The organism is Photorhabdus sp. P32 (assembly GCF_038085095.1).
Taxonomy (GTDB): domain Bacteria; phylum Pseudomonadota; class Gammaproteobacteria; order Enterobacterales; family Enterobacteriaceae; genus Photorhabdus; species Photorhabdus luminescens.
Genome location: NZ_JAZGJN010000283.1, coordinates 18,434 through 34,812, shown reverse-complemented (window position 1 = coordinate 34,812; position 16,379 = coordinate 18,434). Strand labels below are relative to the sequence as shown.

General features: G+C 52.6%; 1 protein-coding gene (cut by a window edge). It reads right to left on the bottom strand.

The features are described from left to right. Window positions 1–16,379, bottom strand: the beginning of a protein-coding gene (locus tag V2H77_RS17015) for a non-ribosomal peptide synthase/polyketide synthase (RefSeq protein ID WP_341499746.1). Its footprint begins 32,668 nt before the window's first position; 16,379 of the gene's 49,047 nt are visible here — the first part of the coding sequence; it begins with the start codon at window positions 16,377–16,379; its stop codon lies beyond the left edge, outside the window.

The following is a 16,379-nucleotide window of genomic DNA, read 5'->3' as shown; positions in this document are numbered from 1 at the left end:
GGCACTTGTTCCACAATATAGTCAATCTCAGTTTGGGTCAGCTCAATCAACGGCAACATTTCAGGTGTGAGTGCCGTGGTCGCCGGGGTAATGACATTCTCCGGCACCACCACCGTTTGTGACTGCCCTACTGTTTGGGCAAATGCGGACAATACCGGGGATTGGAACAGATCATACACTGCCAGCGTTAACCCCGCGTTACGCAGACGTTCAATCATCCGCACTGCAAGCAGAGAATGGCCGCCTAGGGCAAAGAAACTGTCGTGCCGACTGATTTGTTCAATACCCAACAATTCGCTCCAGATAGCGGCCAATAGGGTTTCTGTTTCCCCTTGCGGCGCTGCATAAACCTGACGAGCAAAGGCATCCGCCCCCGGGGCGGGCAGTGCTCGGCGCTCCAGCTTACCGCTTGGGGTCAACGGGAAGGCATTCAGGCGTACAAAGGCCGCTGGCACCATATAATCAGGCAAAATGGCACTCAGATATTCACGCAAACTCGCCGTCAATCCGTCATCTGGCTCTGCCACCACATAAGCCACCAACCGTTTTTCCTGTCCGCTACTTAATGCCAGTACTAATGCTCCGCTTACCGCAGGATGTTCTGTCAGCCGCGCTTCAATTTCTTCCGGCTCAATACGGAACCCCCTAATTTTAACTTGCTGATCGTTACGGCCAATGAATACCAGATTGCCGTCCGGCAGGTAACGGGCCAAATCCCCAGTGCGGTACATCCGGGCATCGGGTTCATTACTGAACGGATCAGTGAGGAAACGTTCAGCGGTTAACTCAGGATAATTGAGATAACCACGCGCGACACCCACACCACCGATATACAACTCACCTATTGCCCCCAACGGTACCGGCTGACCATAAGTATCCAGCAGATAAATCCGTGTGTTGGTTGTTGGGCGCCCAATAGGAACCCACGTATCCGTATAGTCTGGTGGGCAAGACCAAGAGGTGGCGCAAACTGTGATTTCCGTTGGGCCATAATCATTGAACAGATTTACCCGATCACATAACGCCCGGAACAGGGTTGAACCCGGCGCTTCTCCTGCAAATATTAACGTAGGCTTTATCGCTATTACCGGTAAATCGCTTTCTTCCCGGAACAGAGCTGGTGGCAGGAAAGCGTGCGTCACTGCTTGTTTTTCCAGATAAGACCAAAGACGACGCGGGTCTTGGCGAATGATATCGGTAGGAATAACCAAACAGGCCCCGCCACTTAACGCTGTCATGATTTCCGAGACACTGGCATCAAAACCTGATGAGGCAAATTGCAATATCCGACTGGTTTCATCAACACTAAACCGGGTAATTTGAGCCAGAGCTAGGTTAACTACCCCACGATGTTCCACCATCACCCCTTTCGGTGTGCCAGTAGAACCCGAAGTGTAAATCACATAGGCCAAATGTCGTTCAGTCAATTCAGGTATCTGCGGATTACTGTCCGTTTGGTCAAACAGGATATTCGGATCGAGCATAATCAAATCTGCAAGTGCCTTCTTACCCAACGCAGCACGTCCGGTATTATCCGCCAACAAAATAGCCGGCTCGGCATCAGCCAGAATATGCTTCAGACGCTCGCCAGAATAAGTCGGATCCAGCGGCACATAGGCTCCACCAGCTTTCAGTACCGCTAACAACCCGGTTATCATTGCTGGTGAACGTGCCACACAAATCGCCACTCGCTGATCGGGCGCCACACCTAATGCAATTAGTTGATGCGCCAGCCGATTAGCACGCGCATTTAATTCGGCATAACTAATGACTTGCCCTTCATACACTAGTGCCGTGGCATCCGGGTTTTTCTCTGCCCATTGCTCAAACAGTCGGTGAATACCACTGTGATCTGGATACGACGTTTTGGTCGTGTTCCAAGTTTCCAATAACAGCTTGCGTTCCGCCACGGTCAGGATATCAATTTTCCCGACCGGCTGTTGAGGATTAGCTACCATCGCCCGCAGTACGGTGTGGAGATAGCCCACCTGCCGTTCAATAGTCGGTTGATCAAATAGAGCGGCGGCATAATTCAGATAACCGACAATGCAGCCATCCACCTCAGACAGGCTCAATTCAAGATCAAATTTAGCGATATCGATGAGTTGCTCGGCAGGTGAAACTGTCAGCCCCGGTAGCTGCCATTCCGTGTTTTCATTGTTCTGCCAGGCAAACATCACCTGGAACAACGGGGTATGCGCCAGTTGACGCGGCGGTTGCACGATTTCCACTACCTGTTCAAACGGCAGATCCTGATGTTCCTGTGCCGCTAGTGCAGTTTGCCGCACATGCGCCAGCAATTCCGCCACATTCTGTGCACCGGATAAGTCCATCCGCAACGCTAGCGTATTGACAAAGAAGCCGATTAAAGATTCTACTTCTTGCCGACTGCGACCGGCACTCGGTGTACCGATAACCAAATCTTCCTGATTTGATAAACGCGCCAGAACCGTCGCCCAAGCCGCCAACAGGGTCATAAATAATGTGACGCCCTGCTGTTCACTCAGACGTTTAAGGGATTGGGTTAATTCCGCATCCAAACTGACGGGCAATAGGGACCCGGCAAACGACTGCTGAGGCGGACGTGGCCGGTCAGTCGGCAAATCCAGTAAAACTGGCGCGTCAGCCAGTCTCTCACGCCAATAATCAGATTGGGACTGTATGCGTTCAGCCGACAGCCATTGGCGCTGCCAGGCGGCGTAATCAGGATACTGAATTGTCAACGGAGACAATGGAGCCGGTTGTCCCGCCAGAAATGCAGTGTAAAGGGTATTCAATTCACGCATCAATACGCTGACAGACCAGCCATCGAAAATAATATGATGCTGGGTCAGCAAGAAAACGTGTTCATCATTAGCCAGTTGTACCAGAGCAGAACGAATTAATGGGCCACGGGCAAGATCAAACGGCGTACCAACTTCCTGAATAGAAAGAGAGGCAAGCTGCGCATCCACATCAGACGTGTCATGCAGATCATATTTTTTCATCGGCAAGCCTAATGCCGCCGGTAACAATTCCACCTGTGGTTGGCCGTCAACAGTAACAAAAACAGAGCGCAATGCTTCATGGCGAGCAAATAGGGTATCGAGCGCCTGTTGCCAAGCGGCAATATCCAACTGACCATGTAGACGTAAGGCCAACGGAATATGATAGGTCTCACTCACCCCCTCAAACTGGGTCAGGAACCACAGACGCTGTTGCGCAAATGACAACGGTAATTGGCCTTCGCGGGATAGAGGAACGATAGCAGGTAATATTCTGTCCGATTCATCAAACTGAGCACTCATCACTTCAGCAAAGGCCATCAAAGACGGGAATGTAAACAATGTGGACAGCGGTAATTCAATCCCTAATGCCGCTATCCGGTTTATCATTCGCACCGCCAATAGCGAATGGCCGCCTAGGGCGAAAAAGTTGTCATATCGGCTAATCCGCTCGACACCCAGTAATTCACGCCAAATAGCCTCCAATGTGATTTCCATCTCCCCTGATGGCGCAGCGTAAATTTGCCGGGCAAAATCCTCTTCCCCCGGTGCCGGGAGCGCCCGGCGGTCCAGCTTGCCGTTCGGCGTCAACGGGAAGGCATCCAGACAAACAAAAGCGGTCGGCACCATATAATCCGGCAACACCGCACTTAAATGAGTACGCAAATGGTTAACCAACGTCTCATTCGCTTCTGCTACGACATAAGCCACCAGCCGTTTGTCCTGCTCATCCCCCATTGCCAGCACAACCACTTCATTCACCGCCGGATGTTCCATCAGCCGGGCTTCGATTTCCCCCGGTTCAATGCGGAAACCACGGATTTTCACCTGCTGGTCATTACGGCCCAGGAATTCCAGATTGCCATCCGGTAGGTAACGGGCTAAATCTCCGGTGCGGTACATCCGGGCATCCGGTTCATCACTAAATGCATCCGGCAGGAAACGTTCTGCGGTCAACTCAGGGCGATTAAGATAGCCACAAGCAACCCCATCTCCGCCGATATAAATCTCTCCTTCCACACCCAACGGTACTGGTTGACCCCTGGTATCCAACAGATAAATCCGCGTATTGGCTATCGGCCGACCAATGGGGATCTGGGTCATTCCTGACGGTAACGCTGTAATACGGTAGGTGGTGGTAAAGGTGGCGCCCTCACTTGGCCCATAACCATTCAATAACTGTTGCGGCGGGTTATCACGCAGAACTTGTCTAATCACATGTGGGTCCAATACATCGCCGCCGACAATCAGAATTTTGAGCTGCGGGAGAACCGGGGATAACTCCGCCGCCAGGCGGTTAAATAGCCCGGCACTCAGCCACAGCACGGTAATGCAATAAATCTGTAATGCCTGAACAAATTCTTTAGGCGCCAGCAACGTGGCATGATCAATCACCACCAGCACGCCGCCATTGAGCAACGGCGACCAGACTTCGAAAGTGCTAGCATCGAAAGCCGAGTTAGCTGCAAATGCCACCCGCTCATCCGGCCCGATTTCAGCGTACCCGTTATTGATGACCAGCCGAATCACCGCCCGATGCGGCACCATCACCCCTTTAGGCGTACCGGTTGAGCCAGAGGTGTACATGATATAGGCCAGAGCAGTACTGGAGCGAGGCAAGTCAGGGTTGCGGTAATCCTTCTCACTGATAGCGGCCAGTTCAACCGGGATATCCGTAAGCAACAATTTAGCTGCACAGTCGTTTATCAGCCAGTGCTGCCGCTCATCCGGCACTCGGGGATCGATCGGCACATAAACGGCCCCAGCCTTGAGGATAGCCAACTGAGCCACCACCAGTTCAATAGAACGTTCTAACTGCACAGCGACCCGGTCATCCGGTTGGATACCCTGACCAATTAACCAGTGAGCCAGCCGGTTGGCGCGAGCATTTAATTCCATATAGTTGAGAATGTGTTTTCCATACACCAGCGCTATCGCATCAGGCGTCTTTTCTGCCTGTTGTTCAAATAGCTGGTGAATACAATTCTGGTCAGGATACGGCGCCTGAGTCGCATTCCAAGTCTCCAGCAACAACCTTTTCTCCGCTGCCGGCAAGATATTCAATGCCTGTACCGGTGTCTCTGGCTGCTGTTCAAGCGCTTCTGCCAGACTTTCCAACGCCTGTTGCATATAACTACATATTCGCTCCGGATCAATCGGTTGAACGATTTGCGCCGTCAATCCCAAAGCATGACCAAAATCTTCCACCGACAAGACAAACGGATAGTTCGTGCGCTCTTGACCGCTAAGGATTTCAATACCGCTGATGATGGCATCCTTGGTAACCGGCTGCGCACTATGCCGGTAGTTCAGTAATGCGCTAAACAGGGGCGCTTCCCCTGACACTCTACTGCAACGTTGAGCCAACGCCAGTGAAGCATGTTCATGCGCCAACAATCCGGCTAACCGGGTATGGGCTAACCGCACACTGTCCTGCACCGAGATCTCATCCATATCCAGTCGCAACGGCAAGGTATTGATAAACAGGCCCATACCGCTGTCAGCCCCTTGCCCGGCCTGCATCCGCCCAAACAGCACGGTGCCGAACACCACTTTCGCCTGTCCGCTGGTGCGCGACAACACCTGTGCCCAGGCCAGATGGCATAACGTAGCCAAACTGACATCCAGACGCCGGGCCTGACTGCGCAGGCGGCCATTCAACGTAGCGGGTAACATCCGGTGCGATTCCGTCACCTGTGAACCGTCCCGATGTACCTCCGTCAACCCGAACGGCAGCGTTGGTTCATCCACCTCAGCCAACATATCAGTAAAGAAGCGGGTATGTTCGGCCTGACTTACGCCCAACCGGGCCTGAGCCACCAGATTGCGGAAAGGGACTGGCGCAGGCAAGTTCTCTTCCTGTCCAGCAAGATAAGCCTGAACCTCGCCATTCATCACTTCCAGCGTCGTATGGTCGCCAATCAGATGATGCAGCAATTGCAGCACGTTCCAACGGCCATCGTCTTCCTGCGCCATCGCAAAATGCAGCAAGGGTGCTTGGTTCAAGTCGAGGCGATACCGACGCGGGTCAAAATGTCGAGCTAACTGGTCACGGACCGGTCCATCAACCGAGTCTAGTGTCAGTTCAGTGACTGACAATTGCGCCTGACGCCAAACCACTTGTACCGGCACTGATAATCCTTGCCAGATGAAAGCAGTACGCAAAATATCGTGACGGTTAATCACCTGTTGCACTGCCACTAAATAGTTGTCCAGCAGGGCACGGTCAGCAAAGGTCATCTGGCTGACCAATAGATACGGGTCACCTTTATTCGCCAGTAGATGGTGGAACAGAATACCGTCCTGCAACGGCGACAGGGCATAGATATCCTGAATATTGGCAATTCCACCCGGTACTTGTGTAATGATATGGTCAATTTCTGATTGAGTCAGATCAATCAACGGCAACATCTCGGGTGTGAGTTCCGAGGTCTCTAGAGTAATGACATTCGCCGGCACCACCACCGCCTGTGACTGTCCTACTGTCTGGGCAAATGCGGACAATACCGGGGATTGGAATAAATCACGCACCGCCAGCGTTAGCCCCGCGTTACGCAGACGTTCAACCATCCGCACCGCCAACAGCGAATGACCGCCCAGAGCAAAGAAACTGTCGTGCCGACTGATTTGTTCAATACCCAACAACTCGCTCCAAATAGCAGCTAGCAGAGTTTCTGTCTCCCCTTGCGGCTCTGCGTAAACCTGTCGGGCAAAGGCTTCCACCTTCGGTGCTGGCAATGCTCGGCGATCCAATTTGCCGTTTGGCGTCAACGGGAAAGTATCCAGACGTACAAAGGCCGCCGGCACCATATAATCCGGAAAAATGGCACTCAAATGAGCACGCAGATGGTTAACTAACTCCTTATCCGCTTCTGCCGCTACATAAGCCACCAACCGTTTATCCTGATCGTCGCCCAGAGCTAGCACCAGCGCTTCGCTCACTGGCGGGTATTCCATCAACCGGGCTTCGATTTCCCCCGGTTCAATGCGGAAACCGCGGATTTTCACCTGTTGGTCATTACGGCCCAGAAATTCCAGATTACCATCCGGCAGGTAGCGGACCAGATCTCCGGTGCGGTACAGGCGGGCGTCCGGCTTATCGCTAAACGGATCGGCCAGAAAACGTTCCGCCGTTAAATCAGGGCGGTTGAGATAGCCTCGCGCCACCCCCACTCCGCCAATATAGAGCTCACCAACCGCTCCTAACGGCACCGGCTGGCCGTCACTATTCAGCAAATAAACCTGTGTGTTCGCTGTCGGACGCCCAATAGCAATGATGCCCTCAGTGTAATCTGACGGACAACGCCAAGCGGCCGCACACACTGTGATTTCCGTCGGGCCATAGGCATTAAACACCGTTGCCCGACGACTCAGTGTCTGAAGCAGCGTTGCGCTGGGCGCTTCACCACCGAGTATCAGCGTCGGTCTTATCGTCATCTCCGGTAAATCGGCTCCTTCCCGGAGCAGGGCCGGGGTCAGGCAAGCGTGAGTTATCGCTTGCTCTTCCAGATAATGCCAGAGATAACGGGGTTCCTGACGAACCGTATCGGCAGGGATCGCCAAAGTGGCCCCGCTGCACAATGCCATCATGGTTTCCCATACGCTGGCATCGAAGCCAAATGAGGCAAACTGCAACATCCGGCTACCCGGCTGGATATCAAACTGAACGATTTTTTCCTGAATAAGGTTAACCAACCCACGATGTTCGACCATCACGCCTTTTGGTATGCCGGTTGAACCAGAGGTGTAAATCACATACGCCAGATGGCGTGGGGTTAATGCCGATACTTGCGGGTTGCTGTCCGGTTGGTTGGGCAACGAATTCGGATCCAGTACAGTTAACGCTGCCAGCACTTTTTCGCCTAACGCGGCACGTCCAGCATTATCCGCCAGCACAATAGTCGGCGCAGCATCGGTTAAAATATGAACCAGACGTTCCCCTGGATAAGCCGGATCTAGCGGCACATAGGCTCCTCCGGCTTTCAGTACTGCCAGCAGCCCCACTATCCTCGCTGGCGAACTCGCGACGCAAATCGCCACCCGCTGCTCTGGTGCGATTCCCAATGTAATCAGTTGATGCGCCAGCCGATTAGCACGGACATTTAATTCGGCATAACTGAGGACTTGCCCCGCATACACCAGAGCCGTGGCATCCGGGTTTTTCTCTGCCTGTTGCTCAAACAATCGGTGAATACAACCGTAATCTGGATACGACATTTCGGTCGCGTTCCAGGTTTCCAATAACAACTCACGTTCCGCCACGGTCAGGATATCGATTTTCCTGACCGGCTGTTGAGGGTTAGCCGCCATCTCTCGCAGTACGGTATGGAGATAGCCCACCTGCCGCTCAATGGTCGGTTGATCAAATAGAACGGTGGCATAATTCAGATAACCGACAATCTGGCCTTCCACCTCAAACAAATTCAGCTCAAGATCGAACTTAGCCACATTAAACGCCTGCTCGACCGGTGAAACCGCCAGCCCCGGCAGCCGCCATTTTGTGTTCTCATTGTTCTGCCAGGCAAACATCACCTGGAACAACGGGGTATGCGCCAGTCGGCGCGGCGGTTGCACGATTTCCACCACCTGCTCAAATGGTAGGTCCTGATGTTCCTGTGCCGCCAGAGCGGTTTGTCGCACACGCGCCAGCAATTCCGCCACATTCGGCGCACCGGATAAATCCATCCGCAACGCCAGTGTGTTCACAAAAAAGCCAATCAGAGATTCCACTTCCTGCCGACCGCGACCAGCACTTGGCGTACCGATAACCAGATCTTCCTGACCTGATAGACGTGACAGAACTGTCGCCCAGGCAGCCAACAGGGTCATAAATAATGTGACGCCCTGCTGTTCACTCAGGCGCTTAAGAGATTGGGTTAAATTTGCATCCAGATTGATGGGCAATAAGGCCCCGGCAAACGACTGCTGAGGCAGGCGCGGCCGGTCAGTCGGTAAATCCAGTAGAACCGGCGCATCAACCAGTCTCGCGCGCCAATAATCAGATTGGGACTGTATGCGTTCAGCCGACAACCATTGACGCTGCCAGGCGGCGTAATCAGGATACTGAATCGTCAACGGCGGCAACGAATCCGGCTGTTGGTTCAAGTGAGCCGAATAAAGCGCCTCCAGTTCTGATTTTAGTATCCCTAAAGACCAACCATCGGAAACAATATGATGCTGGGTCAGCAAGAAAACATGATCATCATTAGTCAGTTGTATCAAGCTGGAACGAATTAAGGGGCCACGGGCAAGATCAAATGGCGCACTGGCTTCCTGAGCAGAGAGAGAGGCAAGCTGCGCCTCCACATCAAGCGTGTCACGCAGATCATATTTTCTCATCAACAAGCCTGATGCCGCTGGCAACAACTCCACCTGCGGCTGGCCGTCAACAGCAACAAAAACAGAGCGCAATGCTTCGTGACGGGCAAATAGCGTATCAAGCGCCTGTTGCCAGGCGGCGATATCTAGTCGACCACGCAAACGCAGAGCCAACGGAATATTATAGGTTTCACTCTCCCCGTCAAGTTGGGCCAGGAACCACAAACGCTGTTGCGCAAATGACAACGGTAATGGGTCTTTACGGGATAATGGAACGATGGCGGGCAATACCTCATCTGACGCATCAAACCGGGTACGCATCGCTTCAGCAAAGGCCATCAAAGACGGGAATGTAAACAACGTGGACAGCGGTAATTCAATCCCCAACGCCGCTATCCGGTTTATCATCCGCACCGCCAACAGCGAATGGCCGCCCAGCGCGAAAAAGTTGTCATATCGACTAATCCGCTCAACACCGAGTAATTCACGCCAGATAGTCGCCAGTGTGGTTTCCATCTCTCCTAATGGCGCGACGTAAATCTGCCGGGCAAAATCTTCTTCCCCTGGGGCTGGTAATACCCGACGATCCAATTTGCCGTTTGGCGTCAACGGGAAGGCATCCAGACGCACAAAAGCGGCCGGCACCATATAATCTGGTAACACCATACTTAAGTGAGTATGCAGATGGTTAACCAATGCTGGATCTGCTTCTGCCACTATATAAGCTACCAAGCGTTTGTCCTGGCCATCATCCAGCGCTAGCACAACCGCTTCATACACCGCCGGGTGTTCCAGCAATCGGGCTTCGATTTCCCCCGGTTCAATACGGAAACCACGGATTTTCACTTGCTGGTCATTACGGCCCAGGAATTCCAGATTACCGTCCGGTAGGTAGCGGGCCAAATCCCCGGTCCGGTACATCCGGGCATCCGGTTCACTACTGAACGTATCCGGTAGAAAACGTTCCGCAGTCAGTTCAGGACGATTGAGATAACCTCGTGCCACACCAGCCCCGCCAATATATAACTCACCTACGGCGCCTAACGGTACTGGCTGACTATATTTATCCAGTAGATAGAGGGTTAAGTCCGGGATACGCGTACCAATAGGACTCGTGGTCTGTTCCACATCATGGCGATTCAGTGCCCGGTAAGTGACGTGAACTGTGGTTTCCGTGATACCGTACATATTCACCAACTGAGGCAACGTCTCCTCACGCAGGGCATACCACGGTTTCAGAATACTCGGATCAAGTGCTTCCCCGCCAAAGATGATATAGCGCAAGCAGTCCGGTAACGGATTGGCGATATAACTGGCAATCAAGGCTTTGAAGGCGCTGGGGGTCTGATTCAACACCGTGATGCCGTGCTGACACACGAATTGATGCAGCTCCTGGGGTGAACGGGCAATCGCATGCGGTACCAGCACTAGTTTAGCGCCGTAGCGTAAGGCTCCCCATAATTCCCACACCGAGAAGTCAAACGCAATGGAATGGAACAGGCACCAAATATCTTGCCGGTTAAAGTGATACCAGGATTCAGTGGCATCGAACAAACGCAGGATATGACGATGTTCGACCATCACCCCTTTCGGCGTGCCGGTCGAACCCGAGGTGTAAATCACATACGCCAGATGCTGTGCCGTCAATGTTGGCACTTGTGGGTTACTGTCCGGTTGATCAGGCAAATTATTCGGGTCAAGTACCGTCAGCCCTGCCAGCGCGTCCTCTCCCAGTGCATCCCGCCCGATGTTATCCGCCAGTACAATAGCGGGGGCCGCATCGGTCAGGATATGCGCCAGACGTTCACCGGTATAAACTGGATCCAGCGGCACATAGGCGCCCCCGGCTTTCAGCACCGCCAATACTCCCACCACCATTGCCAGTGATCGTGAGACACAAACCGCCACCCGTTGGTCCGGCGTGACTCCCAACGCTATCAGTTGATGCGCCAGCCGGTTAGCGCGGGCATTAAGTTCGGCATAGCTGAGGGTATGTTCTTCATACACCAACGCCGTGGCATCTGGACTTTTCTCTGCCCATTGCTCAAACAGTCGGTGAATACAACCATGATCTGGATACGATGTTTCGGTTGCATTCCAGGTTGCCAGCAGCAACTTTTTCTCCGCTGCCGGCAAAATATTCAATGTTTGTATCGGTGTCTTCGGGTGATGTTCAAGCGCCGCTGCCAGACTTTCCAGCGCCTGTTGCATATAACTACATACTCGTTCCGACTCAAACGGCTGTACCACTTGAGCGGTTAATCCTAAACTAGAGCCACCGTCCTCCACGCACAGCACAAACGGATAGTTAGTTCGCTCCTGTGCGCCAAGGAATTCAATACCCGGCACCACTTTATTTGAGATCGTCAGTTGATCATTATGTCGATAGTTCAGCAAAGCACTGAAGAGTGGAATTTCCCCTGGCACCCCACTGCAACGCTGGGCCAATGCCAGTGACGCATGTTCATGATCCAGCAATTCCGCCAGCCGGGTATGCGCAGCCTGTACACTGTCCTGTACTGAGATGTCATTTATATCCAGCCGCAACGGCAAAGTATTGATAAACAGCCCCATACCGCTGTCAGTGCCTTGCCCTGTCTGCATTCGTCCAAATAATACGGTGCCGAACACCACTTTCGCCTGTCCGCTGGTACGCGATAAAACTTGTGCCCAGGCTAAATGGCACAAAGTCGCCAAACTGACGCCCAGACGCCGGGCCTGACCACGCAGGCGGTCATTCAACGTAGCGGGTAACATCCGGTGCGATTCCGTCACCTGTGAACCATCCTGATGTACCTCCGTCAACCCAAATGGCAACGTCGGTTGATCCACCTCAGCCAGCATATCAGTGAAGAAGCGGGTATGTTCGGCCTGACTTACCCCCAACCGGGCCTGAGCCACCAGATTGCGGAAAGGGATCGGCACAGGCAAGTTCTCTTCCTGTCCGGCAAGGTAAGCCTGAATTTCACCGTTCATCACTTCCAGCGTCGTATGGTCGCCAATCAGATGATGCAGCAATTGCACTACGCTCCAACGGCCATCGTCCTCCTGCGCTACCGCAAAGTGCAACAAGGGTGCTTGGTTCAAGTCGAGGCGATGGTGATGTGGGGCAAAATGTTGAGCTAATTGGTCACGAACCGGTCCATCAATCGGGTCTAGCGTCAGTTCAGTGACTGATAATTGCGCCTGACGCCAAACCACTTGTACCGGCGCTGATAATCCTTGCCACACAAAGGCGGTACGCAGAATATCGTGGCGATTAACCACCTGTTGCACTGCCACTAAATAGTTGTCCAACAGAGCGCGGTCAGCAAAGGTCATCTGGCTAACAAATAGATACGGGTCACCTTTATTCGCCAGTAGATGGTGGAACAAAATGCCATCCTGCAACGGTGACAAACTATAAATATCCTGAATATTGGCAACCCCACCCGGTACCTGTGCCACAATATGGTCAATCTCAGACTGAGTGAGATCAATCAACGGCAACATTTCGGGTGTAAGTGCCGTGGTCACCGGGGTCATGACATGCGCCGGCACTACCACCGCCGGTGACTGCCCAACTGTTTGGGCAAATTCAGATAACACTGGGGAGCGGAATAAATCACGTACTGCCAGTGTTAACCCCGCATTACGCAGACGTTCAACCATTCGTACCGCTAGCAACGAATGACCGCCCAGGGCAAAGAAACTATCATGACGACTGACCTGTTCAATACCCAACAATTCGCTCCAAATGGCAGCTAGCAGAGTTTCTGTCTCCCCTTGTGGTGCTGCATAAACCTGCCGGGCAAAGGCATTTTCCCCCGGCTCTGGTAGCGCCCGGCGATCCAGTTTGCCGTTCGGCGTCAACGGGAAGGTATCCAAACGTACAAAAGCCGCCGGTACCATATAATCCGGCAAAATGGCGCTCAGATAGGCACGCAAGCTGTTAACCAGCAGGTCATCCTCTTCTGCTGCCACATAAGCCACCAACCGTTTATCCTGACCGTTCCCCAAAGCCAGCACCAGCGCTTCGCTCACTGCCGGGTGTTCCAGCAATCGGGCTTCGATTTCTCCCGGTTCAATGCGGAAACCACGGATTTTCACCTGTTGGTCATTACGGCCCAAGAATTCCAGATTGCCATCCGGCAGATAACGGGCCAAATCCCCAGTACGGTACAGGCGGGCGTCCGGCTTATCGCTAAACGGATCTGCCAGAAAACGTTCCGCCGTCAAATCAGGGCGGTTGAGATAGCCTCTTGCCACCCCCACGCCGCCAATATAGATCTCTCCAACCGCCCCTAACGGCACCGGCTGGCCGTCACTATTCAGCAAATAAACCTGTGTGTTCGCTGTCGGACGTCCAATAGCAATGACGCCTTCGGTGTAGTCTGACGGACAACGCCAAGTGGCCGCACACACTGTGATTTCTGTCGGGCCATAGGCATTAAACACCGTTGCCCGACGACTTAGTACTTGAAGCAACGTTGCACTGGGTGCTTCTCCACCGAGTATCAACGTCGGTCTTATCGTCATTTCCGGTAAATCGCTCCCCTCCCGGAGCAGGGCTGGTGTCAGGCAGACGTGAGTTATCGCCTGTTCTTCCAGATAATGCCAGAGATAACGGGGTTCCTGACGAACCGTATCGGCAGGGATCGCCAAAGTGGCCCCACTACACAATGCCATCATGGTTTCCCATACGCTGGCATCGAAGCCAAATGAGGCAAACTGCAACATCCGGCTACCCGGCTGGATATCAAACTGAGCGATTTTTTCCTGAATAAGGTTAACCAGCCCACGATGTTCGACCATCACGCCTTTTGGTATGCCGGTTGAACCGGAGGTATAAATCACATACGCCAGATGGCGTGGGGTTAATGCCAATACCTGTGGGTTACTATCCGGCTGATCAGGCAGGATATTCGGATCTAGTACAGTTAACGCCGCTAACACTTTTTCGCCTAACGCGACACATCCGGCATTATCCGCCAGCACAATAGCTGGCGCAGCATCGGTTAAAATATGAACCAGACGTTCCCCCGGATAAGCCGGGTCTAGCGGTACATAAGCGCCCTCGGCTTTCAGGACTGCCAGTAGCCCCACTATCCTCGCTGGCGAACTCGAGACGCAAATCGCCACCCGCTGCTCTGGTGCGATTCCCAATGTAATCAGTTGATGCGCCAGCCGATTAGCACGGGCATTTAATTCGGCATAACTGAGAATGAGCTCTTCATACACCAGCGCTATCGCGTCTGGGGTTTTCTCTGCCTGTTGCTCAAATAACCAGTGAATGCATGTTTTGTCACGGTATCGCGTCTGGGTTGCATTCCAAGTTTCCAGCAGCAGCGTGCGTTCAGATTCAGGCAACAAATTAAGTTGCCAGACGGGAATGTCATCCTTTTCTTCTGCCGATGATGCCAACACCTGTAAATGTTCACTCATCCGATGAATCGTTTCCGCTTTCAAGCGACACGCGTCGTAGATCCAGCGAAAGCCACCCTGAGCATTAATCTGGAGTGTCAGCAATTCACCTAACGCATTCCGCTCCCACGGTTTATCATCCGGTATGAAAGAGACGGCAACCCGCAACGGGCGGCTTGTTGTTAATGCCGGAATAGCACACAACGAAGGAGAACGAGAAAGGAGATCACGGCAAAATGTACGATGCTGCGCCAGCCGTGCAAGCTCATCATTCATCCAGTTCGCTACCGCATACCACGGCTGATCAAATTCTACTTTAACAGTCATTGGCACTACTGGCGCTAAACCAGACAACATATCTGGTTCATCTTTTACTCTATCCACACACCAACCGATTTGGAATTCGGTCTGATGAGTTAAACGTGCAAGATAAATAGCAAATGTTTGTAACAACGTTTGCAATGGGGCTTTTTCATCATTCTTTAACAACGGAGGTTGCCAAGCACTTAATTCCCATTTAGGTGTTGTTGACTTTCCGGCAGTTTCGAAAGGTAATTGCAGTGGAAGTAAAGAGGCAAGACGCTCACGCCAGAATGATTCACTGGGCGCGAGTGCCTGGAGGGTATCTTTTACATTTTGAGCCTGCTGTGGGGTGAGCAGAGGCAACTGCTTACCTGGCTGGAGTTTTGAGATATCGGCAAGTTCCCCGACGGACAGTAATTTACCCTCAAGTGTGGCAAACCCTCCGATCCGAACATCCTCGCTTCCGGTTGCTACCTGCCAGGCATCTTCTTCTACCGCAATCAGCGTACCGGGTGCTTCCTCAGAGTAGTGATTCAGCCGTTGAAGCCAGGAAATCCGCACTGTACCCCATTTCAGCAACAGTTTCGGACAGCCCAGTGGATTTAAATAATTTTCGCCAAAATCTAACGCCCGTACTAAAGCTGAAAGTGCCTCACCCGGCTGCTGCCAACACAGATACCCCCCACTATCGGGACGACGGGACTGAGCATAAAAACTCCGTTGTGTCAGATCCTGCGGATAAGTCGCCAACTTTCCCTGCTCAAGATCCCGAAGCAGTTTGATAAACCCTTCCTGAGCCGCCTGATAACATTTCAGATTCAATGAAAACGCATTATCGTGTTCCTCGATAGATACCGGCCATTGCACGGCAATATCACCGGTGTCCACCCCCGCCTCAATGCAATGCCACGAAACGGCATAATATGTCTCCCGCGCTAACAATGCCCAAGAAGTTGCATGACTGCCCGCATAACGTGGTAGTGGGCTATTGTGATAATTAAAAGCACCGCTGCGAACCTGCCCAATCAGCGACATAGGCAAGATAACCGGGTTAACGATTGAGAAAAGCCAGTCCACAGGGTGTTGCGCAATTTGCGCTTGCAATGCCTCAACAGAGCTCACACAAACTATCCCTTGCCGGGCAGCCCATGTTTGCAGAACGGTATCGGTAGTCAGCATTGCTTGTATCGTATGCCCAGCTGCCTGAATTTGTTCGGCACAGAATACTGCGAGGGTCGTTCCCCCGACTACGACGCAGCTACGTGACAGAGCAGGTACATTTTTTACATTATTGGTTATATTTTCTGATGTCTGAGAGAGGAATGCGGATTTAAGAACACTTTCCGCTTTTTTAGTAATGCTATCTTTCAT